This is a genomic window from Nocardiopsis sp. LDBS0036 (genome assembly GCF_041228755.1).
Taxonomy (GTDB): domain Bacteria; phylum Actinomycetota; class Actinomycetes; order Streptosporangiales; family Streptosporangiaceae; genus Nocardiopsis; species Nocardiopsis dassonvillei.
Genome location: NZ_CP141103.1, coordinates 2892624 through 2917736, shown reverse-complemented (window position 1 = coordinate 2917736; position 25113 = coordinate 2892624). Strand labels below are relative to the sequence as shown.

General features: G+C 71.4%; 23 protein-coding genes. 7 read left to right on the top strand and 16 right to left on the bottom strand.

Annotated features, from left to right (window positions below; all coding sequences use genetic code 11):
• Positions 1-176: 176 nt before the first annotated feature.
• Together UIS43_RS12170 and UIS43_RS12165 are read left to right on the top strand one after the other, a co-directional pair.
• Positions 177-1586, top strand: coding sequence for an HD-GYP domain-containing protein (locus tag UIS43_RS12170; protein ID WP_083555310.1), 1410 nt, complete (start codon positions 177-179; stop codon positions 1584-1586).
• Positions 1586-2920 (top strand): HD-GYP domain-containing protein, encoded by a 1335-nt coding sequence (locus UIS43_RS12165; protein ID WP_081461757.1) that lies wholly within the window; start codon positions 1586-1588, stop codon positions 2918-2920. Before UIS43_RS12170 ends, UIS43_RS12165 begins: the two co-directional genes overlap by 1 nt.
• A gap of 136 nt (positions 2921-3056) precedes the next feature.
• On the opposite strand, the gene UIS43_RS12160 is transcribed toward UIS43_RS12165, so the two are convergent.
• Positions 3057-3797, bottom strand: coding sequence for a GntR family transcriptional regulator (locus UIS43_RS12160; protein ID WP_013154702.1), 741 nt, complete (start codon positions 3795-3797; stop codon positions 3057-3059).
• A 144-nt stretch (positions 3798-3941) separates the two neighbouring features.
• Between UIS43_RS12160 and UIS43_RS12155 the strand changes: the two genes are divergently transcribed.
• A complete protein-coding gene (locus UIS43_RS12155; RefSeq protein WP_013154701.1) occupies positions 3942-5486 on the top strand; it encodes a sensor histidine kinase in 1545 nt (514 codons plus the stop codon).
• Between the two features lie 161 nt (positions 5487-5647).
• Here UIS43_RS12155 and UIS43_RS12150 read toward each other — a convergent pair whose 3' ends face one another.
• Positions 5648-5905 carry a WhiB family transcriptional regulator gene (locus tag UIS43_RS12150; protein WP_013154700.1) on the bottom strand — a complete coding sequence of 86 codons (258 nt, stop codon included), beginning with the start codon at positions 5903-5905 and terminating at the stop codon, positions 5648-5650.
• A gap of 305 nt (positions 5906-6210) precedes the next feature.
• On the bottom strand, positions 6211-7143 hold the full coding sequence (locus UIS43_RS12145) for a diacylglycerol kinase family protein (protein WP_013154699.1): 933 nt from the start codon (positions 7141-7143) through the stop codon (positions 6211-6213).
• Between the two features lie 256 nt (positions 7144-7399).
• Between UIS43_RS12145 and UIS43_RS12140 the strand changes: the two genes are divergently transcribed.
• The gene (locus tag UIS43_RS12140; RefSeq protein ID WP_071622652.1) at positions 7400-7789 is read left to right on the top strand and encodes a hypothetical protein; all 390 of its coding nucleotides are present in this window, start codon (positions 7400-7402) and stop codon (positions 7787-7789) included.
• 32 nt (positions 7790-7821) lie between these two features.
• On the opposite strand, the gene UIS43_RS12135 is transcribed toward UIS43_RS12140, so the two are convergent.
• From UIS43_RS12135 to UIS43_RS12105, 7 genes are all read right to left on the bottom strand, one after another.
• Positions 7822-8580, bottom strand: coding sequence for an RNA polymerase sigma factor SigF (locus UIS43_RS12135; RefSeq protein ID WP_061080583.1), 759 nt, complete (start codon positions 8578-8580; stop codon positions 7822-7824).
• 41 nt (positions 8581-8621) lie between these two features.
• The gene (locus UIS43_RS12130) at positions 8622-9047 is read right to left on the bottom strand and encodes an anti-sigma factor (RefSeq protein ID WP_013154696.1); all 426 of its coding nucleotides are present in this window, start codon (positions 9045-9047) and stop codon (positions 8622-8624) included.
• 125 nt (positions 9048-9172) lie between these two features.
• Positions 9173-9655 (bottom strand): GNAT family N-acetyltransferase, encoded by a 483-nt coding sequence (locus UIS43_RS12125; RefSeq protein WP_013154695.1) that lies wholly within the window; start codon positions 9653-9655, stop codon positions 9173-9175.
• An 83-nt stretch (positions 9656-9738) separates the two neighbouring features.
• The gene (locus tag UIS43_RS12120) at positions 9739-10326 is read right to left on the bottom strand and encodes a class I SAM-dependent methyltransferase (RefSeq protein ID WP_013154694.1); all 588 of its coding nucleotides are present in this window, start codon (positions 10324-10326) and stop codon (positions 9739-9741) included.
• 137 nt (positions 10327-10463) lie between these two features.
• Positions 10464-11285, bottom strand: a complete 822-nt coding sequence (locus UIS43_RS12115) for an amino acid ABC transporter ATP-binding protein (protein ID WP_013154693.1) — start codon at positions 11283-11285, stop codon at positions 10464-10466.
• Complete coding sequence (locus UIS43_RS12110; RefSeq protein WP_041552849.1) at positions 11282-12247, bottom strand: amino acid ABC transporter permease; 966 nt, start codon at positions 12245-12247, stop codon at positions 11282-11284. The genes UIS43_RS12115 and UIS43_RS12110 overlap by 4 nt, the downstream gene beginning before the upstream one ends.
• 38 nt (positions 12248-12285) lie before the next feature.
• Entirely contained in the window at positions 12286-13218 is a 933-nt protein-coding gene (locus UIS43_RS12105) for an ABC transporter substrate-binding protein (protein WP_013154691.1), read from the bottom strand.
• Positions 13219-13665: 447 nt separating this feature from the next.
• On the opposite strand from UIS43_RS12105, the gene UIS43_RS12100 reads away from it, so the two are divergent.
• Positions 13666-14796: an NADP-dependent malic enzyme gene (locus tag UIS43_RS12100; RefSeq protein ID WP_049800314.1), complete on the top strand. Its 1131-nt coding sequence runs from the start codon at positions 13666-13668 to the stop codon at positions 14794-14796.
• Positions 14797-14865: 69 nt separating this feature from the next.
• On the opposite strand, the gene UIS43_RS12095 is transcribed toward UIS43_RS12100, so the two are convergent.
• Together UIS43_RS12095 and UIS43_RS12090 are read right to left on the bottom strand one after the other, a co-directional pair.
• The gene (locus UIS43_RS12095) at positions 14866-15948 is read right to left on the bottom strand and encodes a helix-turn-helix transcriptional regulator (RefSeq protein WP_370013172.1); all 1083 of its coding nucleotides are present in this window, start codon (positions 15946-15948) and stop codon (positions 14866-14868) included.
• Entirely contained in the window at positions 15949-16800 is an 852-nt protein-coding gene (locus UIS43_RS12090) for a DUF4097 family beta strand repeat-containing protein (RefSeq protein WP_013154688.1), read from the bottom strand.
• Positions 16801-17022: 222 nt separating this feature from the next.
• On the opposite strand from UIS43_RS12090, the gene UIS43_RS12085 reads away from it, so the two are divergent.
• Positions 17023-17547 (top strand): hypothetical protein, encoded by a 525-nt coding sequence (locus UIS43_RS12085; protein ID WP_358168970.1) that lies wholly within the window; start codon positions 17023-17025, stop codon positions 17545-17547.
• 62 nt (positions 17548-17609) lie between these two features.
• On the opposite strand, the gene UIS43_RS12080 is transcribed toward UIS43_RS12085, so the two are convergent.
• Positions 17610-17789 carry a DUF6104 family protein gene (locus tag UIS43_RS12080; RefSeq protein WP_013154687.1) on the bottom strand — a complete coding sequence of 60 codons (180 nt, stop codon included), beginning with the start codon at positions 17787-17789 and terminating at the stop codon, positions 17610-17612.
• Positions 17790-17822: 33 nt separating this feature from the next.
• Positions 17823-21482: a multifunctional oxoglutarate decarboxylase/oxoglutarate dehydrogenase thiamine pyrophosphate-binding subunit/dihydrolipoyllysine-residue succinyltransferase subunit gene (locus UIS43_RS12075; protein ID WP_013154686.1), complete on the bottom strand. Its 3660-nt coding sequence runs from the start codon at positions 21480-21482 to the stop codon at positions 17823-17825.
• 635 nt (positions 21483-22117) lie between these two features.
• Between UIS43_RS12075 and UIS43_RS12070 the strand changes: the two genes are divergently transcribed.
• On the top strand, positions 22118-22492 hold the full coding sequence (locus tag UIS43_RS12070; protein ID WP_041553227.1) for a BlaI/MecI/CopY family transcriptional regulator: 375 nt from the start codon (positions 22118-22120) through the stop codon (positions 22490-22492).
• Between the two features lie 21 nt (positions 22493-22513).
• On the opposite strand, the gene UIS43_RS12065 is transcribed toward UIS43_RS12070, so the two are convergent.
• On the bottom strand, positions 22514-23746 hold the full coding sequence (locus UIS43_RS12065; RefSeq protein ID WP_370013171.1) for an MFS transporter: 1233 nt from the start codon (positions 23744-23746) through the stop codon (positions 22514-22516).
• A gap of 93 nt (positions 23747-23839) precedes the next feature.
• A complete protein-coding gene (locus tag UIS43_RS12060; protein ID WP_013154683.1) occupies positions 23840-24925 on the bottom strand; it encodes a suppressor of fused domain protein in 1086 nt (361 codons plus the stop codon).
• Positions 24926-25113 lie beyond the last annotated feature (188 nt).

Below are 25113 nucleotides of genomic sequence, written 5' to 3'. Positions count from 1 at the left end.
GTGATGGGTGTTCTTTGGGTGGTAACCGCCTTCAGTGGATGGTCCTGGTGGTAGAACAGAACCGGTGAAACCATGACAGTCCGGTCGTCGTCGGCGGGGGGTGAACGGGGGTGCGGGCTCTTCCTGGGGGCGCGCGTGTCTACGTCGGAATCATCGTTGTCAGTGCTGTCACCATCATGCTCATGGGTCCCTACTCGGGCCTGGATCTGCGCACACTGGTCCTGATCGCGATTCTCTTCGTGGTCGCGGAGTCGATCAGTACGGCGGTCCTGACGGGCGTCAAGGCGGGGATCTCGCCGAGTTCGGCGGTCTCCCTGGCCGCCGTCGTCCTGGTCGGACCGGTCGGGGCGGCGGTGGTCGGTTTCGCCTCCTGCTTCGCCATCCGCAGGCAGAACCTCGTCAAGAGGGCGTTCAACGGAGCACAGTTCGCACTGGCGGCCTACGCGGCCGGACACGTCTACCTTCTGCTCGGCGGAACGGTGGGAGAACCCGGCCGGGAGGACTTCCCGGCCATCGTCCTCCCCTACGTCGCCGCCGTCCTGACCCACTCCCTGGTCAACTCGGTGCTCGTGGCCGTCCTGATGTGGACCCTGGGCGTCGTGCGCCCCGGCGGCTCGCGTGGCCGGTTCGACTGGCGTCCGCTGGTGGGGGTCGAGCTGTCCTCCATGGGCTACCAGATGCTCGGCCTGGCCATCGCCGCGGTCTGGGGCGGGGTCGGCCTCATCGCGCCGCTGCTGGTGCTGCTCCCGCTGTTCATCGCGCGCTGGACCTTCGCCCAGCAGCTGGACGAGGCGCGCGCGCACGAGGCCACCCTGGCCACCCTGTGCCAGGCGGTGGAGACCAAGGACTACTACACCCGGGGCCACTGCATGCGCGTGGCCGAGGGCGCCGCCATGATCGCACGCGAACTGGGCATGCCCGCCGACCGGGTGCAGAAGATCCGCTACGCCGGGATGCTGCACGACATCGGCAAGCTCGGAGTGCCCACCAAGGTGCTGCAGAAGACCGGCAAGCTCACCGACGACGAGTACGCGGCCATCAAGCTGCACCCCACGCGCGGCTACGAGATCGTGCGGGAGATCAGCTTCCTGGACGAGGCGCTGGCCGGGATCCGGCACCACCACGAGCGCCTGGACGGGCGCGGGTACCCCATGGGCCTGGTCGGGATGGAGATCCCCGAGTCCGCGCGCATCATCAGCGTCGCCGACGTCTTCGACTGCCTCACCTCCACGCGCTCCTACCGCAGGGCGTGGTCGGTGGAGGACGCCGTCGCCGAACTGCGGGCCTGCGCCGGGACCCAGTTCGACCCCAGGATGGTCGAGGCGCTCGTGCGCGCCGTCGAACGCGAGGGCTGGGAGACACCCGACATCGCCGAGCCTCCGGGCGGCTGCTACGGGTCGGAGGCGGCCGAACGCTCCGTGGAGGGGTCCGGCCGAGCCGGGGAACCGGAGGAGGTGCCCGCCGACGCGTCCGCCGAGGAGAGCGCCGCCGGGGAGCCGTCCTCCGCAGGGGCGGCGGCCGACGAGGCCGCCTCCGCGGACGCCACGGCCTCCGCCGAGGCAGTGACGGGCGGGCGTGAACGATGATGACGCAGAGACAGTCGGACGGGGCCCGGTCGTCCGGGCCCGTGCTGAGCGGTCCCGAGGGCGGTGCCCTCAACCACCAGCGCCCGCGCGGGCCGGTCTGGCGGACCTCCCGGCCGGTGCGCGCGGCACTGGTCGGCTCGGTGGGCTCGGGCGCTCTGGCCGCGCTGGTGTGGACGGCCTCGACCGGGGTCGTGGAACCGCACGTGGCGCTGGCGTTCTGCCTGGTCGTCGCGGCCGGTGAGCTGGCGCGGATCACTCTGCCGGGCCACCGGGAGGTGGCCCCCATCGCCTCGGCCGGCGCGATCAGCTACGCGTTCCTGCTGTCGCTGGGCTCCGGGCCGCTGCACCACTCCGCCTGGCAGGTGGTGGCGGTGGTCGCCCTGGGGGTGGCGCTGGGCGAGCTGCCGCACATCGCCGTGGGCCGCAGCCCCCGGGTGGAGGACGTGGCCCGCAGGGTGCTCGTCGCGGCGGCGCTGGCGATCGCCTTCCGGCCGCTGGCCGACCAGCTCCACCTGTCGGGCCCGTCGGTGACGGCCACGCTGCTGATGGCGGCGCTGGTCATGCTCGTCTGGGCGGCGGACTCCCTGCTGGCGGCGGTGCTGCGGGCCGAGCGCCTGCGCACCAGCCCCTCCGTCGCGGTCCGCGACGAACTGCGCGCCCAGTTCGCCACCGGTGCCGCGATCGGCTCCAGCGGCGTGCTGATCGCGCTGGCCTGCACGGTGACCGGTCTGGGCGGGCTGCTGGTGTTCATCGCCCCGCTGCTGGTGTCGCAGGTGGCCTTCCGCCGCCACGCGGAGGTGCGCCGCACCTACCTGGAGACGGTCCGGGCGCTGTCGCGGGTCACCGAGGTGGGCGGCTACGTGGAGAACGGGCACTCGCGCCGGGTCAGCCAGCTGGCGCACGGGATCGCCTGCGAACTGGGCCTGGCCGAGGCCGAGCTGCTGGAGCTGGAGTACGCCGCCCTGATGCACGACATCGGCCAGCTGTCCCTGCGCGAGCCCATCGCGGGCGGCGCCACCGTGCTCGCCTCGCCCAGGGAGCAGAGGCGCATCGCCGAGCTGGGGTCGGCGATCATCCGGGAGACCGGTGTTCTGGACAACGTGGCCGAGACGGTCCGCCGCCAGTGCGAGCCCCTCGCCGGGGACGGCGACGAGGGGGTCCCGCCGCTGGGCAGCCGGATCATCAAGGTGGCCAACGCCTTCGACGACCTCGTCGGCGACAACGGCGACGCCGAGCGCCGCACGGCGGTCCTGGAGCGCCTGCGCATGGACACCGACAGCGAGTACGACCCCCGCGTGGTGGACGCGCTGGCCACGGTGCTCTCCCGGCTCTGACCCGCGGGATCCGTCCGGCGGGGAGCACCGGCCCGGACCCGGCGGCGGCCGGGCGCGGGCCGTGTCACGGCCGGACGGTCCCGGAGCGGGCGCTGGCGTGCCGGCCGCCCTGCTCCGGCGCCCGCCCGCACGGGGGTCAGTCCCGGGGCGGGCGCAGGCGTGTGACGAACTTGTACCGGTCGCCCCGGTAGAGCGAGCGCACCCACTCCACCGGGTGCCCGTCGCCGTCGAAGCTGTGCTGGCAGTGCAGCACCAGCGGCAGGCCCACGTCCACGCCCAGCAGCCGCGCCTCGTTGGGCGTGGCCAGGACGGTCTCGATCGAGGCCTCCGCCTCGGCCAGGGAGACGTCGTACGCGCTCGCCAGAGCCTCGTAGAGCGACGCGTAGCGGTCCAGCTGCCGACGCAGGCCCGGAAAGCGCCGCGCGGCCAGGTGGGCCGTCTCCACGGCCATCGGCTCGCCGTTGGCCAGCCGCAGCCGCTCGATGCGCAGCACGCGCCCGCCGGAGCGGATGGCCAGCAGCTCGGCGAGCTGGTCGTCGGCGTTGATGTAGCTCACGTCCAGGATGCGCGTGGCGGGGTGCAGGCCGTGCGCGCGCATCTCCTGGGTGTAGCTGGTCAGTTGCAGGACCTGTGCCACCTTCGGCTTGGCCACGAAGGTGCCCTTGCCCTGGATGCGCAGCAGACGGCCCTCGACCACCATCTCGGTGAGCGCCTGGCGCACGGTGGTCCGCGAGGTGCCGAACTGGGTCGCCAGGGCGCGCTCCGGGGGGACCGGGTTGCCCGCGGGCATCGCCTCGATCAGTTCCAGGAGCTGCTTCTTCACCTGGTAGTACTTCGGCACCCGGGGGTTGCCGTCCAGTGTGCGCTGACCAGTCATCAGTCTCCTTCGCCGAGTCCCGCGCTTGCCGCACAACCCTCCCGGTGTGGTCGGCACGGCGGGGGTGGCAGCCGCCGATTGGTGTGGACCACTGGTCGAGTGCGTACCTCTTGAGTATGCACGCCTTCATGGGATGATTTGTGAGTGCCTCACCTCAGTGATCTCATCTGGCGACACACGTCACTCAAGCAGGCCGACCTGGAGTGGTTCCACTCCCTGGTCTCGGACTGGCAGCTCCTGGCGGACCTGTCCTTCGCCGATCTCGTGCTGTGGGTGCGTCTGCGCGAGGACGACGGCTGGGTGGCCATCGCCCAGATGCGTCCCACCACCGGGCCCACCGCCTTCCAGGACGACCTGGTCGAGACCGTCCTGCGCGACGACATGACCGATGTCACGTCCCGTTCGGCGCCGCGCGTGATCGGGCGCAGGGCCCTGATCGACCGCGCCTGGGAGGAGGGGCGCATCTGCCGCGACGGCGACCCGGACTGGTCGGGCGGCGTCCCGGTGCGCGAGGAGACCATTCCGGTGCGCCGCCAGGGCAACCTCATCGGGGTCATCCAGCGCAGCACCAACCTCAGCTCGGCGCGCACGCCCAGCCGCCTGGAGCTGACCTACCTGCAGAGTGCGGGCGACCTGGCCCAGATGATCGCCGAGGGCGCGTTCCCGTTCAGCGACCAGGGGCCCCTGATGGTGCGCTCGCCCAGGGTCGGCGACGGGCTGCTGCGCCTGGACCAGAACGGCGAGGTGGTCTACGCCAGCCCCAACGCCCTGTCGGCCTACCGCAGGCTCGGCCTGACCGCCGACCTGGTGGGGGCGCGCCTGGACCGCACCACGCTGGAGCTGGCGGCCCCGGGCGAGGCGCGCGACGAGGCGCTGACCTACACGGCGAGCGGCCGGGCACCGCAGGAGGCCGAGGTGGACGCGCGCGGGGTCACCGTGCAGCTGCGCTCCATCCCCCTGGTCATCGACGGGGTGCGCATCGGCGCCCTGGTGATGGTGCGCGACGTCACCGAGCTGCGCCGCCGCGAGCGCGAGCTGATGACCAAGGACGCCACCATCCGGGAGATCCACCACCGGGTGAAGAACAACCTCCAGACGGTCGCCGCCCTGCTGCGCCTCCAGGCGCGGCGCCTGGACGTGCCCGAGGCGCGGGCGGCGCTGGACGAGGCGGTGGGCCGGGTCGGGTCCATCGCGATCGTGCACGAGATGCTCTCGCACACCCCCGACGAGGTGGTGGACTTCGACGACATCGCCGACCGGGTGATCCAGATGGCGGCGGAGGTCTCCTCCACGGGCACCGCGGTGGTGCCGCGACGGATCGGCGGTTTCGGCCTGCTGAACGCGCTGGTGGCGACACCGCTGTCGATGGTCCTGGCCGAGCTGGTGCAGAACGCCGTGGAGCACGGCCTGGGGCAGGGGCCGGGGCGGATCGAGGTGCGGGTGCGCCGGTTCGACGCGCAGCCGGGCTACCCGGGGCCGAGCAGCCTGGAGCTGGCCGTCTCCGACGACGGCGGGGGGCTGCCCGAGGACTTCGACCTGGAGGGCACCACGAGCCTGGGCCTGCAGATCGTGCGGACCCTCATCGTGGGCGAGCTGGGGGGAACCCTGGCGATCAAGCCCAAGGAGAGCGGCGGGACCGAGGTGGCGATCAGCCTGCCGCTGGAGCACGAGGAGGGGGAGCTGCCCTGAGACGGGGCTCGCGCGGACCACGCGCGGGCCCGCTCCGGGGGGCCGGCGGAAGCACCGGCCCGCGACGGCCCCGGGCGCCGTCCCCGCCGCGCCGCGCGGGGACTCCTGGGGGCCTTCCGGAGCTCCTCGGGGTCTTCCGGGGACCTACCGTGTGCGGGGCCTCAGCTGCGGACCATGGTGCGGTAGGCGCTGCCGCGGCGCTTCTTGAGCGCGCGGCGCTCGTCCTCGCTGGTGCCGCCCCAGACGCCGCCGTCCTGGCCGCTCTCCAGGGCCCAGCGCAGACAGGCGGAGCTGACCGGGCAGCGGTTGCAGACCGCCTTGGCCTCTTCGATCTGGATCAGTGCGGGGCCGAAGTTCCCGATGGGGAAGAAGAGTTCGGGGTCTTCGTCACGGCAGGCTGCGTCATGGCGCCAGTCCATGCGGTCCACTCCTCACGGTGAGGCGATCGGGGGCTTGTGAAGCTTTTCACGATCTTGTGCGCGTCCGTAACGGGCGAAGGGCGCCCGATGGATGGGTTCCATCGGAAGGGGTGTTCGGGCCGAGGGCCGTCCAGGTTTCATCCCACGGCCATGTGGGAAGCGCCCCAATTAACTCGCCTGTAACTCGCGGCGATAACTTGAGCGTGACAGGATCGTTCGGCCCATGCAAGAGCTGCCGAGGCCAAAGGTCCTGTTCGGCGTGTCGGGTGCGTCACAGTGGCTCGGAATGGCGTCTTTCGGCGCAATTAACAGACGATTCGTAATGCCTTCGGTACAGAGTGGAAGTTGACCTGTTCGCGGTCTCCCAGGTATTCGCCGTCGATTTGGAAGGCCCTGGGGTGGGATGACGTGATCTGGAGAGAGTCCTGGTCATGCCACGTCACGTAGCCGTCCCCACGTGCGGGAAGGCCTTTGGGGAAGAACATTTGGGAAAGGATCCACCCCGTGAGCGCGTGCGAGGAGTGGGTCAGCGCGAAAGCGTCCAGGCCCAGATCGAAACGCGAGGACGGGGTCGGCTGAAGCGGCAGCGCCCCCGCGTAGGTCCAGGGCGTGGTGTTGGTGACGAGCGCGAAATACGCCCCCACAAGGGACCTTCCGTGGCTGACCACGCTTAGTGACGGATCGCGGATATCCCCCTGGAAGAACAGCTTTACCGCCACTTCCGCGTACAGCGCGGGAGTGGCCCTGCGCCCGTTGGCGCGCTCGTTCTCCACCTGCTGGACCACGTCGGCGTCCCAGCCGAAACCAGCACAGAAAGTGAAGTAGCGGTCGTCCTGGTCGCTGGTGATCCGGCCGAGGTTGATCTCGCGCTCGCGGCCCTCGCGGACTGCCTCCAGTACGACGCCGGTGGCCTCCACCGGGTCGCCGGGCACGCCCAGGGCGCGGATGAAGACGTTGGCGCTGCCTCCGGGGATCACCGCGTAGCGGGGGCGCCTGAGCCCCTCGGGGGTGGTCAGGAGGCCGTTGACCACCTCGTTGACGGTGCCGTCGCCGCCCAGGCTCAGCACCAGCTCGTATCCGTTCCCGGCCGCCTCGCGGGCCAGCTCGCCCGCGTGGTCGCGGTACTCGGTCTCGGACACGGTGACGTCCAGCTCCGACGCCAGGGCGCCCATGATCACCTCACGCGTGCGTGACGTGGTCGTGGTGGCCTGGGGGTTCATGATGAGAAGGGCGCGCACCACGCCAGTCTAGGGCGTATCTCCCGGGGGCTCCGCTCCGCTTCGGCCCGCCCGTCGCCCGCCGGGGGCGCTCCGCGCCGGTGCGGCCGCCACCCTCAGGGGACGCCGCGCGCGGCGCTCCTCCTGCCGGGGGCGCCTCGTGTGCGAAGCCGGGGCGGCGCCGGGCGGCACGTCGTCGCGGACCACGGTGCGGGCGCCGTGTGCGCGAAGCCGGGGCCGGGGGGAGGGACCCCCGGAGCGCGTATAGGCTCGTCAGGTGTCTTCGCGTCCCGTCACCATCGTCATCGCCGCCGCCCTGGAGGCCCTGATCGGGCTGGCCGCCGCGGCCAGCGGGGTCTACAGCCTCTTCACCGCGATCACCGGTCGGGCCAGCGACCTGACCAGCGCGATCCCCCTGACCGCCCTGGGGCTGGGCGCGGGCGCGCTGCTGGTCTTCGTCGCACGCGGGCTCTGGCAGCTGCGGGACTGGGCGCGCACGCCGGTGTTCGTCACCCAGCTCTTCCTGGCCGTGGTGGCCTACTACATGTTCACCAGCGAGCAGTACGCGTTCGCCGCGGTGCTCGCGGCCGTGGCGGTGTGCGCCTCCGCCGCCGTGCTCTCGCCGCCGACGACCGCGGCGCTCTTCCCCGACGAGCGGGGGAAGTAGCGCCGCGGCCGCCCGCGGCGACCGCTCGGGTGTCAGTCGTCGGTGGTCAGCGCCTGGCGCAGCTGCGCCAGGGTGCGGGCCAGCAGACGGGACACGTGCATCTGCGAGATCCCCAGCTCCTGGGCGATCTGCGACTGCGTCATGTTGCCGAAGAAGCGCAGCAGCAGGATGCGCTTCTCCCGCGGCGGAAGCTGCTCCAGGAGCGGCTTGAGCGACTCCCGGTACTCCACGCCCTCCAGGGACTCGTCCACGATGCCCAGTGAGTCGGCCACCGCGGGCGCGTCCTCGTCCCCGCTGTCGGGCGCGTCCAGCGACACCGTCGAGTAGGCGTTGGCGGACTCCAGGCCCTCCAGCACCTCCTCCTCGGTCATCTGCAGGTGCGCCGCGAGCTCGGCGACGGTCGGGGAGCGCCCCTCCCGCTGCGACAGGTCGCTGACCGCCTTGGTGAGCGAGAGCTTCAGCTCCTGGAGGCGGCGTGGAACCCGCACCGCCCAGCCCTTGTCGCGGAAGTGCCGCTTGATCTCACCGACGATGGTGGGGGTGGCGTAGGTGGAGAACTCCACCCCGCGCTCCAGGTCGAACCGGTCGATGGACTTGATCAGCCCGATCGTGGCCACCTGGGTGAGGTCGTCCAGCCACTCGCCGCGGTTGCGGAAGCGGCGGGCCAGGTACTCCACCAAGGGCAGGTGGAGCTCCACCAGCTCGTCGCGGATCCTCCGGCGCTCCTCGGAGTCCGCCTCGAGTTCGCCGAGGCGCTCGAACAACTCTCTCGCGCGGGCCCTGTCGGGCACCGCGTGCTCGGTCTTCGCTGTCAGAGCGGGCCCCCTCTCGCTCACGCCGACTCCAGTGTGCCGCGGCGTTTGTACAGGACGATGTGGACACGGTCGTCCGGTCCGACGCCCGCGTCGACCTCTCCCGCGAGGGCGGACAGGACGGTCCAGGCGAAGGTGTCGCGGGCGGGAAGGCGCCCGTCCGCGGTGAGCACCGAGACGGAGATGCGCATCCCGTCGGGGGTGAGTTCGAATTCCGTGGTCAGTTCCGTGCCCGGCAGCGCCTGGGAGAGGAGCATGGCGCAGGCCTCGTCGACACCGATCCTCAGGTCCTCGATCTCGTCGAGGGTGAAGTCCAGTCGCGCGGCCAGACCCGCCGTCGCCGTCCGCAGAACGGACAAGTAGGCGCTGTCCGCGGGCATGTTGACGGTGACAGCGTCCCGGACGCCGATGGCGTCGGCCGTGGGCACAGCGGTTTCTTCGGTCACGTCCCTCCTTCGGGGGGCGGGGTTGCCGCTTGAGAGCAATGTATCTGGTTTACCCTGCCACTGACGCAGGGCGAACGGATCGTGTCCACACGATCCGGGGCGAAAGGCCGGACGGACGGCCGGTCTCAGGGCTCCTCGGAGCCCAGTGCGTCCAGCGCGCCGCCGTCCAGGCGGCGGACCGTCCACCCGTCCATGGGGCGCGAGCCCAGCGACTCGTAGAACCGTATCGAGGGCTCGTTCCAGTCCAGCACCGACCACTCCAGCCGGGTGTAGCCGCGCTCGACGCAGATCCGGGCCAGGGTCCGCAGCAGGGCCAGGCCGTGTCCCCGACCGCGCGCCTGGGGGCGCACGTACAGGTCCTCCAGGTACACGCCGTGCTTGCCGGTCCAGGTGGAGTAGTTGCGAAACCACAGCGCGAACCCGACGACCGGGCCGTCCCCGTCCTCCTGGGCGACGTGCGCGAACACCGCCGCGTCCGGTCCGAAGAGGGCGGTGCGCAGGTCCTGTTCGGTGGCGACGACCGCGTCCGGCTCCTTCTCGTACTCGGCGAGTTCGCGCACCAGGGCGTGGATGACGGGAACGTCGTCGGGACGTGCGGGACGGATCATCGGACCACCTCGGGCGCGCGGCGGGGACACGGTCGCCTCCAGGGTATGCGCTGCGGCGGGGCGCCCCCGCGCTCCGGGACCGCTCAGGGACGGTGGGCGACCACCCGCTCCACCAGTCCGAGGAACAGCCGGTCGTGGTGGACGACCTCGAACCCGGCCTCGACGGCGACCTCCCGCGGCAGGCGGCGCGGGTTCTCCCGGCGCCGCTCCACCAGCCGCCCGGGCAGGCGGGCGTACTCGATGTGGTCGGCCATCAGGAGCCTGCCGCCCGGCGTCAGCACGCGGTACATCTCCGCCAGGGCGCGCCGCTGGTCGGGGACGGCGCACATCGCCAGCGTGCACAGGACGGTGTCGAAGGCCTGGTCGGGGAAGTCCAGCTCCTGGGCGTCGCCCTCCACGAAGCGCACGGCCCTGCCCAGCTCCTCGGCCCTGTCGCGGGCGCGGTCGAGCATGCGCGGGCTGACGTCGACGGCGGTGAGGCGCACCTGCGGCGGGTAGTGGGCGAGGTTGCGGCCCGTCCCGACCGCCACCTCCAGCGTCTCGCCGCGCGCCCCGGCGCACAGGATCTCGCGGGTGCGGCGCATGGCGGGGCTCTGGAAGCGCTCGCTGTGCTCGCAGTAGGCGGCCATGCGGTCCCAGCGCCTGCGTGTGTGGTCCGTGCGAGCGTCCATGTGCCTCTCCCGAGCGGGGCGCGTACACCACGACTCTGGCGACGCGCCGCCGCGCGGTCAAGGGATCCGGGGGTGTTTCCCCGGCCGGTACCGGCCGCCGCGCCCGGGGCGGGGACGCGGCGGCCCCCGCGGAGCGCTCAGAGCACCTTGGACAGGAACGCCCGGGTGCGCTCGTGGCGCGGGTTGGAGAGCACCTCGGCGGGCGTGCCCGACTCCACGACCAGGCCGTCGTCCATGAAGACCAGGGAGTCGCCGACCTCGCGGGCGAACCCCATCTCGTGGGTGACGACCACCATGGTCATCCCGCCCCGGGCCAGGTCGCGCATGACGTCCAGGACCTCGCCGACCAGCTCCGGGTCCAGGGCGCTGGTGGGCTCGTCGAACAGCATCAGCGACGGTTCCATGGCCAGCGCGCGGGCGATGGCCACGCGCTGCTGCTGGCCGCCGGAGAGCTGGTCGGGGTAGGCGTCGGCCTTGTCGGGCAGGCCCACCCGCTCCAGCAGCTCCATGGCCTTGGCGTTGGCCTGGCTCCGGGGGACCCGCTTGACCTGCACGGGCGCCTCGGTGATGTTGCCCAGGACGCTCAGGTGCGGGAACAGGTTGAAGCGCTGGAAGACCATGCCGATGTCGCTGCGCTGGGCGGCGATCTCGTTGTCGCGCAGCTCGTAGAGCTTGCCGCGCTTCTGCCGGTAGCCCATCAGCTCGCCGTTGACCCACAGCCGTCCGGCGGTGAGCTTCTCCAGGTGGTTGACGCAGCGCAGGAAGGTGGACTTGCCCGACCCGGACGGGCCGATCACGCACATGACCTCGCCGCGCCCGACCTGGAGGTCGATGCCCTTGAGCACCTCCAGGCGGCCGAAGCTCTTGCGCACGTTCTCCGCCACGACGAGCGCGTCGGCGGGCAGCGTGGCGCCCTCGGCGGTCTCCACGACGCCAGGGTCCTTCGTCTTGTCGCTCACCTGTGCGCCCCTCCGACGATGCGGTCGCGGATACTGCCGTACTGGCCGGGGTTGAACCTGCGTTCGAGGAAGTACTGGCCCACCATCAGGACGCTGGTGATGGCCAGGTACCACAGGCACGCGGCGACCAGCATCGGGAAGATCTGGTAGGTCCGGGAGCCGATGGCCTGGAGCTGGTAGAACAGCTCGATGGTCACCGGCACGTAGGCCAGCAGCGCCGTGTCCTTGAGCATGGCGATGGTCTCGTTGCCCGTGGGCGGCACGACCACCCGCATCGCCTGCGGCAGGGTGATCCGGCGCAGGACCTTGCCCTTGCCCATGCCCAGCGCCTGCGCGGCCTCGGTCTGGCCCTTGTTGACCGATTGGAGCCCCGCGCGGATGATCTCGGCCATGTAGGCGCCCTCGGACAGCGACAGCGCCAGCAGGCCGGCGGTGTAGCCGCTCAGCACGGTGCGGGTGTCGATCTCGAAGAAGCGGGCGTCGCCCTCCAGGCCCAGCCACGGCATCCAGTAGTTGTCGAAGGGCAGGCCGAACTCGATGGTCTGGTACAGGATGGCGATGTTGCCGAAGAGCACCGCCAGCACCAGGCGGGGCACGCCCCGGAAGAACCAGGTGTACAGCCAGGAGACGGATACCAGGACGGGGTTGCCCGACAGCCGCATCACCGCCAGGACGATGCCCAGGACGACGCCGATGACCATCGACAGCACGGTGGCGCTGAGGGTGATCCACACGCCGCGCACGACCGGCTCGGAGAACATGTGGTCGAACATGAACGGCCAGTTGAAGGCGTCGTTCGTGAACAGCATGTGCACGAACATGGCCGCGAGGACGAGGATGACCCCGGCGGCGACCCACCGCTCGGGGTAGCGCACGGGAACGGCGGTGACGTGGTCGGCCGGACGGCCCGGTGTCGAGGTCTTCGACACCGGGCCGTCCGTCGGTTCGGTCGGTGAGGACAAGGGTCGGTCTTTCGCTCAGTGGGTGTCGGTCGGCCTGCTTACTCGGCGACGTCGGGGTTCACCTCGGCGGACTCCATGCCGCCGGCGTCCACGCCCCACTCGCCCAGGACCTCGGCGTAGGTGCCGTCCTCGATGAGCGCGTTGAAGGCGGCGGCCACGGCCTCGGCCAGCTCCGTGTCCTCCTTGTTGGTGAGGATGCCGTAGGGGGCGGCGTTGTACTGCTCGCCGATGAACTCCAGGACGCCCTCGCCGGTCTGCTCCAGAGCGTAGGCCGAGGTCGGCATGTCGGCGAGCGAGGCGTCGTTGACGCCGGAGACGACCGTCTCGGTGGCCAGCGGCTGGCTCTCGAACTTCTGGATGGTGATGGCCTCCTCGCCGGCGTCGACGCAGGCCGCGCTGCGCTCCTCGATGTCGGTGTCGTGCGTGGTGTTGGACTGCACCGCGATCCGCATGCCGCAGGCGTTGTCGGGGTCCACGTCCTGGGGGTTGCCCGCCTGGGCGAACCACTGGGTGCCCGAGGAGAAGTAGCTGATCATGTTGACCTGCTCCATGCGCTCCTCGGTGACCGTGAAGGAGGAGGAGCCCAGGTCGTAGGTGCCCGTGTCCACGCCGATGATGATGGAGTCGAAGGCGGTGGGCTCCCACGTGGCCTCCAGGCCGAGCTTGGCCAGGGCGGCGTTGACGAGGTCCACGTTGAAGCCGAGGACGGTCTCGCCGTCGGCGTCCAGGTACTCGCCGGGCGGGTAGGAGGCCTCGACGCCGATCGTGACGGTCCCGGCCTCGGCGACGTCGGCGGGCACGAGCGCGGCGAGCTCCTCGTCGACCTCGACGGAGGGCGCCTCGGGGGCGGCCGACTCCTCCGCGCCTCCGCCTCCGCCGTCCCCGCCGCCGCAGGCGGTCAGCGCCAGGACGCCGGCGAGGGACAGGGCGCCGAGGGCGAACGGCGTGGGCAGGGACTTGTGCAGAGCCATCGCGGGGTCTCCTTCGGGGGCGCGTAACGCCTGGCGGGGGCGGGTTCGTGACCCGTCTGCCCGAGCCGGAACGACATTTAGGACAATCTTCTTTTAACACTCAGAAGCCGGTGCCGTCCCATCGTGCACACCCGCGATGTTCCTGTGGTCACCGTTGTGAGAGGATTACGTAACGGGTCATCCCCGTGAGAGGCGGCCGCGCAGCAACTCGTATAGGAGTCCGGCGAAGAACGACTCTCCCCGGCGACACCACCGGTCATGGCCGACCGGCGCCGAGGAGGGCCCCCTAGCAATCGTCACGTCTTCGCGCGCGGTCCGCACCACCGCCAGGTCCGCCCCCGTCATGGCCGACGGCGGGTGGAACACGCAAGACCTGAGGGGTTTTCAGCCGTGACCACTGTTTCGCGTTCCCAGAACCCGCGTCGTGACGACGATCCCGCCTTCGCCATGCACCGCGGCGGCAAGCTCCACGTGACCTCGTCCGTGGACGTCCGCGACCAGGAGGGACTCTCCCTCGCCTACACCCCCGGCGTCGCCCGCGTCTGCGACGCCATCGCCGAGTCCCCCGAACTCGTCGACACCTACACCTGGAAGAGCAACCTGGTCGCCGTCGTCACCGACGGCACCGCTGTCCTGGGCCTGGGCGACATCGGCGCCGAGGCCTCCCTGCCGGTCATGGAGGGCAAGTCGCTGCTGTTCAAGCAGTTCGCCGGCGTCGACTCCGTGCCGATCGCGCTGGGCTGCACCGGTGTCGACGAGATCGTCGAGACCGTCGTGCGCATGGCGCCCTCCTTCGGCGGGATCAACCTGGAGGACATCTCCGCGCCCCGCTGCTTCGAGATCGAACGGCAGCTGCGCGAGCGCCTGGACATCCCGGTCTTCCACGACGACCAGCACGGCACCGCCATCGTCACCGTGGCCGCGCTGCGCAACGCCGCCCGGTTCACCGGGCGCACCCTGGCCGACCTGCGCGCCGTGGTCTCCGGCGCGGGCGCCGCGGGCGTGGCCGTCACCAAGATGCTCGTCGACGGCGGGATCGGCGACATCGCCGTGGCCGACTCCAAGGGCATGATCTACGAAGGCCGCGAAGGCCTGACCCCGGTCAAGCGGGAGCTGGCCTCCATCAGCAACCGGGCGGGGCTGCGCGGGTCCATCGAGAGCGCGCTGGAGGGGGCCGACGTGTTCATCGGCCTGTCCGCGGGCGAGGTCCCCGAGTCCGTGGTCGCCACCATGGCCGACGACGCGATCATCTTCGCGATGGCCAACCCCAACCCGGAGGTGCACCCGGACGTCGCCCGCAGGCACGCGAGCGTGGTCGCCACCGGGCGCAGCGACTTCCCCAACCAGATCAACAACGTCCTGGCCTTCCCGGGCGTGTTCCGGGGCGCCTTCGACGCGGGGGCCACGGACATCACCGAGAACATGAAGCTGGCCGCCGCCACCGCGCTGGCCGACCTGGTGGGCGACAAGCTGTCCGCCGACTACATCATCCCCAGCCCCTTCGACGAGAGGGTGGCCCCGGCGGTCGCCGCCGCGGTCGCCGCCCAGGCCCGTGAGGACGGCGTCGTCCGCGGCTAGGGACCCGGACACGACGGGGCCCGGAGGGCGCGCCCCCGCGCCGCCCTCCGGGCCCCTCGCCGTACTGGTCTACCTACCGTCGCCGGGGTCGTCGACCGCCTCGCTCCAGGGATCGGCGGACGGCCTCGGACGCGTTCCGCCCTCCGTGGCGGGCCCGTCCCCGGCGGGCCCGGGCCGCTCGGCGGCGGCGGGCTCCTCCGTGCCGGGCTCGTCCTCGGCGGGCCCTGGCCGCTCCGTGGCGGCGGGCTCCTCCTTCCCCGTCCCGGGGGCGGCGGCGGTTCCCTCCCCGGCGGGAGCGGTCCCGTCGGCTCGGTCCCCGGCTCCCTCCGCCCGGTCGGCGGGCGGGCCCCAGTGCCGCATGTCCCGGCGGATCACCTCGACCGTGTCGTCCAGGATGCGCCGCAGGTCGGTGGCGGCGGCCTCTCCGACGTGTCCCGCCTCGCGGACCACGTCGCGCACGCGGTCGCCGAAGTCGTGCAGCGCGCGCTCGAACTCCGGGCCCTGCGACGGGCGCTCGGAATCGCGCCTGCCTCCCCAGGCGGCGCCGAACGCGCCGAAGCCCTGCGTGAAGCGCTCCCACTCGCGGGACCACCGCGAGCCGTCCTCGCAGCCCGGCCCGGACTGCTCGCGGCGCTCGCCGGACTCCTTCCCGGGCGCGTCCGCCCCCTCCTCGCTCCGACCGGCCTCCTCCGAGGCGGTGGAGTCGGCGGTCCCAGCGGTCCCAGTGGTCCCGGCGGGTCCGCCCGGGGCCTCGGTTCCGGAGCGGCGCGCGCCCCCGGAGGCGAACTTGAGCTCGTCGCGCAGCGAGCTGATCGTCGCGCGCACGTCCTGCTTGACCGCGCGGGCGATGTCGCGCACCGAGTCGGTGATCTCCCGCTCCAGGTCGTTCAGGTCGTTCTCGCGCTCGCGCAGCTCCTCGCGGCCCTTGTCGGTGAGGCTGTAGACCTTGCGTCCGCCCTCCTCGGTGTGGGTGACCAGCCCCTCCTCCTCCAGCCGGGCCAGCCGGGGGTAGATCGTGCCGGGAGAGGGCGAGTACACGCCGAGGAAGCGGTCGCGGAGCAGGCTGATGATCTCGTAGCCGTGCCGCGGGTTCTCGTCCAGCAGCTTGAGCAGGTACAGCCGTAGTCTGCCGTGGCCGAAGATGGTGCTCATTCAGGCCCCCTCGGGGATCGCGGCCGGTGCCTCGGGCGCGCGCCGCAGCAGCGCCGTCCGACCGGACGCGGAGTTGGTGGTGATGGAGGCGGGATCGACGCCGCTGCCGATCCTCCCGCTCAGGATCGTCCTGGCCGGGGCGCTGCGCCGGTCCAGCCCGAAGTCGGACTTGGCGGGCGCCGCCGCGGTGCGCAGCTCCACGGTCGCCGAGGTCTCGGAGGGCACCCGCAGGGCGATCTCGCCCGAGACCGAGGTGAGCCGGACCCGCCCCGCCGGGGCGACGCCGGTGTCGGCCAGCAGCTGACCGGAGACGGTCTTGGCGCTCAGCGCGGACAGCCGTCCGCCCGCCACAGCCAGCTGGCCGCTCACGCTGTTGAACTTGAGGCTGCCGTGGGGGTCGCGCACGGCGGTGCTCCCCGAGACGGTGTTGATCTCGGTCTCGCCCGAGACGTCGTCCAGGGTGATCTCCCCGGTCGCGGTCCGCAGCTGGCTCCGGGCGCTGAGCCCGGCGGCGACGATCGGCGCGCTGGCCGTGGTGACCTCGACCGGGCAGTCCTTGGGCAGCCGCAGGTTCACGGTGGCCCTGCGGTGCTGCACGCTCTTGTAGCTGTTGAGCTGGACCGGCCGCAGCCGGTCCAGGAACCCCTGGCCGGTGAGGTCCTCGTAGTGGATGGTGAGGATGCCCGCCTCCTGTGTGACCAGGAGGGGTTCACCGACGATGTCGGTGACCTCGAAGGTGACCGGGTCGTCGGTGGGAAGAATGTTGACGTGGCCTCCGATGATCCGGACCCGCAACGCGACGATGCCGTCCAGGGTCTGGGTCATCGGCCTGTCGATGGTCCAACGTGCCATCGTGCTCGGCCCCTTTCGCTCGCTCCGTGTTCTCACGATATGTCGCGTCTGCGGCGAACTCAAGATATGTCGCGGATTCGCGGGGTGTTTCAGGGAGACCTCCGGGCAAACCCCGAGGCCGCCGGAGTCCGGACCCCCGGGCGGTGCCGGAGGTGCCGCGGGTCTGCGCTTGAATGGGCGGTCGGCCCGATCGGACCGACCGTACGACCTGGAGAACCGAGAATGCACCATCCCCCAACACCCGCCTTCGCCCTCGTCCCGCCGAGGACGGGCGGGCCCCCGCGCATGCCCCGCGCCTTGCGGTTCCTGCGCGTGCTGTTCAGCCTCATGGGCACCATCGCCGCGCTGATGACCCTCTACTACCTATTCCTACTGCTGAGCCTGTACCTGTACCCCTCGACGACCTTCGAGGAGTGGCTCTCCGTCCAGGGCTTCTTCGCGGCCGAACTCTGGGTCATGCCCGCGCTGCACGCCCTCAGGGCAGCATCCTGCGCCGTCGCCGCGACCCGGCTCGGCGGGGGAGGGCGCACCGGCCGTAGGTGGGCGCGCGTCGCCGTGGGCGTCGAGGCGGGCGCGATCCTGGTCGGTGCGGCCGTGGGGGTGGCCGCACTCGGGGTCGTCTCGGTGTTCGACGCCGTCCTGTGGGTGTTCAGCGCCGCGGTGGGACTGCTCTTCCCCGGGCTCCTCTTCCTCCTCCTGCTGGTCGCCCGCTCCAGCCGGGAGTGGTTCCGCGCCACCGGCGCCTGAGAGCTGGCCCGGGGCACGCGAAGGGGCCCGGGTCGCGCTGACCCGGGCCCCTCATGCGGTCCCTACTCGTCGTCCTCGTCGTCCAGCCGCGCCAGCCACGTGGCCAGCCGGTCGACCGGGGTCTCGAACTCGGGGTTCATGTCGGTGAACGCCCGCAGCTGCTCGGCGAGCCAGGCGAAGCTGACCTCCTCGCCGCCGCGGCGGTTCTCCAACTCCTCGATTCCGCGATCGGTGTAGTACACGCTCTTCCTTCTACGTGCTCGCAGGCCCGTCCGCTAGTCCGCGGGCGGGAAGACCGTGTCCACCAGTGCCCGCTGCTCGGCCTCGTGGCGCTTGGCCGAACCGGCCGCGGGCGCGGAGGAGGCCGGACGCGAGATCCGGGTGAACGGGCGGTCGAGCTGCTCGGAGAAGACCAGCGCGACGAAGGGCCACGGGCCCATGTTCGCCGGCTCCTCCTGCACCCACAGGACCTCGCCCGCGTTGGGGTAGGCCTTGAGCTGCTCGCGGATCTCCTCGATCGGCAGCGGGTAGAGCCGCTCCGCCCGGATGATCGCGGTGTGCTTGTCACCGCTCTTGCGGCGCGCCGCGTCCAGGTCGTAGTAGATCTTGCCCGAGCACAGCACCACGCGCCGCACCTTGTCCGGCGCGATCGAGTCGTCCTTGATCAGCGGCTCGAAGTGGCCCGAGGTGAAGTCCGCGGCGGCCGAGGTGGCGGCCTTCAGGCGCAGCAGCGACTTGGGCGTGAACACCACCAGCGGGCGCTCCAGCGGCGACTTGGCCTGCCAGCGCAGCAGGTGGAAGTAGCTCGCCGGGGTGCTGGGGTGGGCCACCGTCATGTTCTCCTGCGCGCACTGCTGCAGGAACCGCTCGATGCGGGCGGAGGAGTGGTCCGGCCCCTGGCCCTCGTAGCCGTGCGGCAGCAGCAGGGTCACGCTGGAGCGCTGTCCCCACTTCTGCTCGCCCGCGCTGATGTACTCGTCGATGATGGTCTGCGCGCCGTTGACGAAGTCGCCGAACTGCGCCTCCCACATCACCAGGGCGTCGGGACGGGTCAGCGAGTAGCCGTACTCGAAGCCCAGGGCCGCGTACTCGCTCAGCAGGGAGTCGTGCACGTGGAACCGGGTGATGCCGTCGTCGAACTGCTTGAGCGGCGTGTGGGTCTCGCCGGTCTCGCGGTCCATCAGCGTGGCGTGGCGCTGGCCGAAGGTGCCGCGGCGGCTGTCCTGGCCGATGAGGCGGACGGGGTGGCCGTCCAGCAGCAGCGACCCGAAGGCCAGCAGCTCACCGGTGGCCCAGTCGATCGCGTCGGTCTCGACCATCGTCGCGCGGCGCGAGAGCTGGGGGGCCAGCCGCGGGTGCGGCGTGAAGCCCTCGGGCAGCGACACCTGGGTGTCGATGACCCGCTTGACCGTCTCGGTGCTGATCGCCGTCTCGACGGCGGAGTGCTCCAGGCGGCCCTCGGTGAACACCTCGGGCTTGACCACGGAGCCGGGCTCGATCGGCTTCTTCTCGACCTCGCGGGTCTCGGTGAAGGCCCGCTCCAGCTCCGACTGGTAGTCGCGCAGCGCCGACTCCGCCTCCTCCACCGTGATGTCGCCGCGGCCGATGAGGGCCTCGGTGAACAGCTTGCGGGTGGAGCGCTTGGCGTCGATGACGTCGTACATCAGCGGCTGGGTGAAGGCGGGGTTGTCGCCCTCGTTGTGGCCGCGGCGCCGGTAGCAGACCAGGTCGATGACGACGTCCTTGTTGAACGCCTGGCGGTAGGCGAAGGCCAGGTGCGCGACCCGGACCACGGCCTCGGGGTCGTCCCCGTTGACGTGGAAGATCGGCGCCTGCACCATCCGCGCCACGTCCGTGGCGTAGACGCTGGAGCGGCTGTCGGACGGCGAGGTGGTGAAGCCCACCTGGTTGTTCACGATGACGTGCACCGTGCCGCCGGTCCGGTAACCGCGCAGCTGCGACAGGTTCAGCGTCTCAGCGACCACGCCCTGCCCGGCGAACGCGGCGTCGCCGTGGATGAGGATCGGCAGGACGGTGAAGCCCTGCGGGCCCTTGTTGAGCACGTCCTGCTTGGCGCGGACGATGCCCTCGGCGACCGGGTCGACCGTCTCCAGGTGGGACGGGTTGGCGGCCAGCGAGATGCGGATCTTCTGGCCGTCGTGGGTCTCGAAGGTGCCCTCGGTGCCCAGGTGGTACTTGACGTCGCCCGAGCCGTGCGCGCTGCGCGGGTCGAGGTTGCCCTCGAACTCACCGAAGATCTGCGCGTAGGACTTGCCGCAGATGTTGGCCAGCACGTTCAGGCGGCCTCGGTGGGCCATGCCGATGACGGCCTCGTCCAGCTCGGCCTTGGCGGCCTTGGAGATCACGCCGTCCAGCAGCGGGATCAGCGACTCGCCGCCCTCCAGGGAGAAGCGCTTCTGGCCCACGTACTTGGTCTGGAGGAAGGTCTCGAAGGCCTCGGCGCTGTTGAGCCGGTGCAGGATGTGCAGCTGCTCGTCGCGGTCGAGCTTCTCGTGCTCGCGCTCGACGTGCGCCTGGATCCACTCCCGCTCCTCCGGGCTCTGGATGTGCATGTACTCGATACCCACCGTGCGGCAGTAGGTGTCGCGCAGCACGCCCAGCACGTCGCGCAGCTTCATGACCTGCTTGCCGCCGAAGCCCCCGGTGGGGAACTCGCGGTCCAGGTCCCACAGGGTGAGGCCGTGTTCGAGCACGTCCAGGTCGGGGTGCTTGCGCTGCTCGTGGTCGAGCGGGTTGGTGTCGGCCATCAGGTGGCCGCGCACGCGGTAGGCGTGGATCAGCTCCTGGACCCGGGTGGTCTTGTCGAGCTGGGTGGCCTTGTTGACGTGGATGTCCTGCACCCAGCGCACCGGCTCGTAGGGGATGCGCAGCGAGTTGAAGATCTCGTCGTAGAAACCGTCCTCGCCCAGCAGCAGCTGGTGGATCCGGCGCAGGAACTCACCGGACTGCGCACCCTGGATGATGCGGTGGTCGTAGGTGGAGGTCAGCGTCATGACCTTGCTGATGCCCAGCTCGGCCAGGGTGTCGGAGGAGGCGCCCTGGAACTCGGCCGGGTACTCCATCGCGCCCACGCCCAGGATGGTGCCCTGGCCCGGCATCAGGCGCGGGACCGAGTGCACGGTGCCGATGCCGCCGGGGTTGGTGAGGCTGATGGTGGTGCCCTGGAAGTCCGGCACGCCCAGCTTGTTGCTGCGGGCCTTGCGGACCAGGTCCTCGTAGCCGCTCCAGAACTCCGTGAAGTCCATCTCGTCGGACTTCTTGATGGAGGGCACGACCAGCTGCCGGGAGCCGTCGGGCTTCTGGAGGTCGATCGCCAGGCCGAAGTTCACGTGCTCGGGCTTGGCGACACCGGGCTTGCCGTCCACCTCCACGTAGGAGTGGTTCATCTCCGGCAGGGCCTTGAGGGCCTTGACCATGGCGTAACCGATGAGGTGGGTGAAGGAGACCTTCCCGCCACGGCCGCGCCGGAGGTGGTTGTTGATGACGATGCGGTTGTCGAAGAGCAGCTTGACCGGCACCGCGCGCACGCTGGTGGCGGTGGGCAGGCCCAGGCTCGACTCCATGTTGGTCGCGGTCCGCGCGGGTGCGCCGCGCAGACGCTCCTGCTTGACCTGGAGGGCCTCGTCCTTGCCCTCCTTGTCGTCCTTGCTCTTCGGCTTGGCGGACGGAGCCGGGGCCGCGGGGGCGGTCGGCTTCTTCTTGGGGGCGGAGGCCGCGGGGGCCTTCTCGCCCTGCGCCTTCGCGCCGCTCCCGCCCTTCGCGCCAGCAGTCTCCGCGGGCTTGTAGTCCGCGAAGAAGTTCCACCAGGCCTTGTCAACGGAGTTCGGGTCGTTCAAGTACTTCTGATAAAGCTCCTCGACCAACCACTCGTTGGGACCGAAATCTGTCAGGGGTTGAGACGCCTCAGACGACACGGCGGAGATCGCCCACTTCCGCAGCTCGCTTGTGAATGTGTAGGAAGACGGGTGGCTGCTGGCAAGGCGGGCTCAAGAAACGAACGCGGGAGCTGTTCCGCGCATACGGAGAAGCATCTGGCCTGGCCAGCACTCGTCGGGTACAAGGCTACTTGTACCGGCCTCCGCGCGGGGAACGCTGACCTTGTGGAAACTAGGAGATAGGTAACAATCTTTCACATCGACACTGCCACTACGTGTGAGTAACAAAGCCCAGAGTCGCGAGAGCGCCTGGTTTGCGGGGTTTTGCAGGGGTTTCACGATGTGAAGTTGTTGGCCGCGTCCGGCCACGCCGGATGTGGCGTGTAACACGGTGTCCCTCGGGGAACCAGTCGGGGCGGGCCTCCGTCGGAGGGGGTGCGAGCGGCCGGGCAGGACGGCCGGGCTCCCTCCGCCGGTCTTCCCAGCGGGCGGGAGGGGTCCGGGCCCGGCCGTGAACGCTCTTTCCCTCGTGCGCGGACGCGCGTTCGCTGGTGAAACGCCGGTGACCGGTGCCGAGGATGTACGGATCTGTGTGCTCTCCGGAGTTCTCCCACGCGGGAGGCCCCCTCGTGTCTACGATCCTCGGAACCGAGGACGCGACGGGCGGGGAGGCCATGAGGGGTCTGGGTGAACTGGAGGCGGCCATCATGGACGCGCTGTGGCGGTCCGAGGAGCCGATGTCCGTGCGCCAGGTCCGCGAGAACATGGTCTACGACCGCGACGTGGCCTACACGACCGTCATGACGGTGGCCAACATCCTCTTCACCAAGGGGCTGCTGGACCGGGAGAAGACCGGCCGCGCCTGGACGTACTGGCCGCGCGAGTCGCACGCCGAGTACACCGCGCGGATGATGGACGAGGTCCTCAACACCGGGCCCGACCCCGGCGCCACCCTGCTGCGCTTCGTGGAGCGCTTCAGCGACGAGGAGGTGGCGCGCCTCCACCGCGTGCTGGCCCAGACCCGGGACCGGCGCGGCGTCGCCAGCTAGCGGGGCGCCCGCCGGACAGCCCTAGGAGCGGGTCAGGGTGCGCACGCTGCGCGAGGAGACCGCGGCCAGGGTGGCCAGCAGCGTCAGCGAGGCCACCAGCACCAGGGCCGGGGCCGGGCCGAAGCGCTCGGCGAACGGGCCGATCGCGACCTGCCCGAGGGGCATCGCCACGAACGAGCCCAGCGCGTCGTAGGAGTACACCCGCGACAGCTTCTCCTTCGGCACGTTCTCCTGGACGGCGACCTCCCAGGCCACGTCGAACTGCTGTACCGCCACGCCCGCCAGGAACATCGCGGCGAACAGCACCGGCAGCGGCGAGGGCCCGGTCAGGGCCAGGAAGGGCACGGCGTGCGCCGTCATCAGGGCCGTGCCGTAGACCAGCGCCCGCCGCGGCTGCCAGCGGGCCGCCAGCACGCCGCCCGCCAGCAGCCCGACGCTGTTGGCCGCCATGAGCAGGCCCCAGGCGGTCCGGCCGAAGGTCTCGTCGGCGATGCCCGGACCCAGCACGGCCGTGGCCGCCGACCAGCCCGCGTTGACGACCATGAACTGGAGCACGATGATCCAGACCCAGGGCCGCGACACGAACTCGCTCCACCCCTCCCGCAGGTCGCGCAGCACGTCCGCGTCCCCGGTGTCCACCGGCCCGTCCGCCCGTGCCGCCCGTACGGACAGGAAGGCCGTCCCGGCGCAGGCGAACAGCGCCGCGTCCGCCGTGATCGCCCAGCCCGCGCCGAGCAGGCCCACCACGACGCCGCCCGCCGACATCCCCAGGAACAGCCCGCCCTGGACGCCCACGCCCATCGCCGCGTTGGCCTGGCGCAGCAGCTCCCGGGGCACGGTCTGCGGCGTCAGGGCCGCGGAGGCGGGCAGGTTCACCGCCGCGGCCGCGCCGTTGACCAGGCTCAGCGCGATCATCAGCGGCAGCGAGGCGGTGCCCGTCAACAGGAGCGCGCCCAGGACCGCCTGGGAGAGCGCGGCCAGGGCGCACCCGCCCTGGAGCACCAGCGCGCGCGGCAGCCGGTCGGCGATGACGCCGCCGAGCAGGAGCAGCGCCACGTTCGCCACCGAGCGCGCGCCCACCACCAGCCCCACGCCCGTCAGCGAGCCGGTCACGTCCAGCACGGCGAAGGCCAGCGCCACCGACGCCATGCCGTTGCCCAGGGCCATCAGGGTCCGGCCCGCGATCAGCCCGCGAAAGGCCGGGTGCCCCAGCGGGGCGGTCAGTCCCGCGCCCGCGCCGCCAGTGCGCGCCATGGTCCCCCGTCCCCGCTCGTCCCAACGGCAGCGACGATCCCGTTCCGGCCGAGGGGGTGTCAACGGGTTTTCGCGCGGCGCCCGGGACCCCGGCTAACCCAGCACCCAGCTGCGGCCCTCGGCGGCCAGCTTCTCCACCAGGGTGGCGCTGTCGTGCTCCTTGGCGAACAGGTGCTCGGGGCGCGTGATCGGCACGATCCACAGCCAGCGCACGGGGTCGCCCTGGAAGGACAGCCCGGCGGTGTCCGGCGGCCGGTGCTCGGGGCGGGTGACCAGGGCGGAGGGGTCCTCCAGGAGCAGCACGGCTCCCGCGCCGCCGCGCATGGCCCGGTCCTCGGGGTTGTCCAGCCACTTGACGGTGTGCCCGGTGCCGAACCAGGTCACCGCCCGCCAGGGGAAGGCGCCGATCCACCGGAAGACGCGGGCGGCGTGGTGCGCGGGCAGCGTCGTGGCCAGGGCGAGCTCCACCCGGGCGTGCTGGGAGGTGTTGGCCATGTAGCGGTCCAGGGTGGGCATGCGCTGACCGCACATCCCGACCGTGGACAGCACCGTGTACGGGCGGTCCGCGGTGGGCGGGCGCTCCGACACGCGCAGCAGCGGCGGGTGGCCGTCGGAGACGTCCCAGTAGTGCCCGGGCTCGCCCACGTTGCGGTTGAGGTGGCTGAGCACCGTGCGCTGCACGCTGCGCCAGGCGCCCGAGGCGCGCCGCCAGTCCCAGTAGGCCTCGGCGTGCACCACGCGCGGCCACAGCTGCCCGCGCACCGAGTCCAGCTCCCAGGCGTACGCGCTGCGGCCGATCGCCTCGCGCGCGTACCCCGGCAGCCCGCTGTCGGCCTCCGCCCAGCCCGGGATGACGGCCAGCAGCCCCTCCTCGTCCACCAGGGCGACCCCGTCGCCCTCCTCGAACCACACGGCGCGCAGGCGGTCGGGGTCGAAGCGGGGGCGGCCCTGCGGGTGCTTGGTGTAGGCCTCGGGCATGAGCGGGGCCCGGCCCTCGTACAGTCCGCCGGACTCGCTCGTGCGCGGCGCGATCTCGTGGTTGGCCAGCCACACCGGGACGCGGATGCGCCCGCGCGCGTCCAGCAGGTAGGCGGCCGTGGTGTGGGAGTCACACTCGACGACGACGCGTCGGCTCTGGTACGGGCTGATCTCGTCGAGCAGGACGTCGATCCCTGTCACCGGCCCTCCCACACACCGATCCCCGGTCGTCGTAGCCGGACGGACCCGTCAGGCCCGTCCGCGCAGTGCGTAGAATCGACGGTAGTGCCCTGACAGGCGGAGCTGCACCGCGGCGGCGTATAAGTCGTATAACGACACGTTCCCGCCGCCGTCCGCGCCCGGGCGCCAGACCACCGACTCCACTTCCT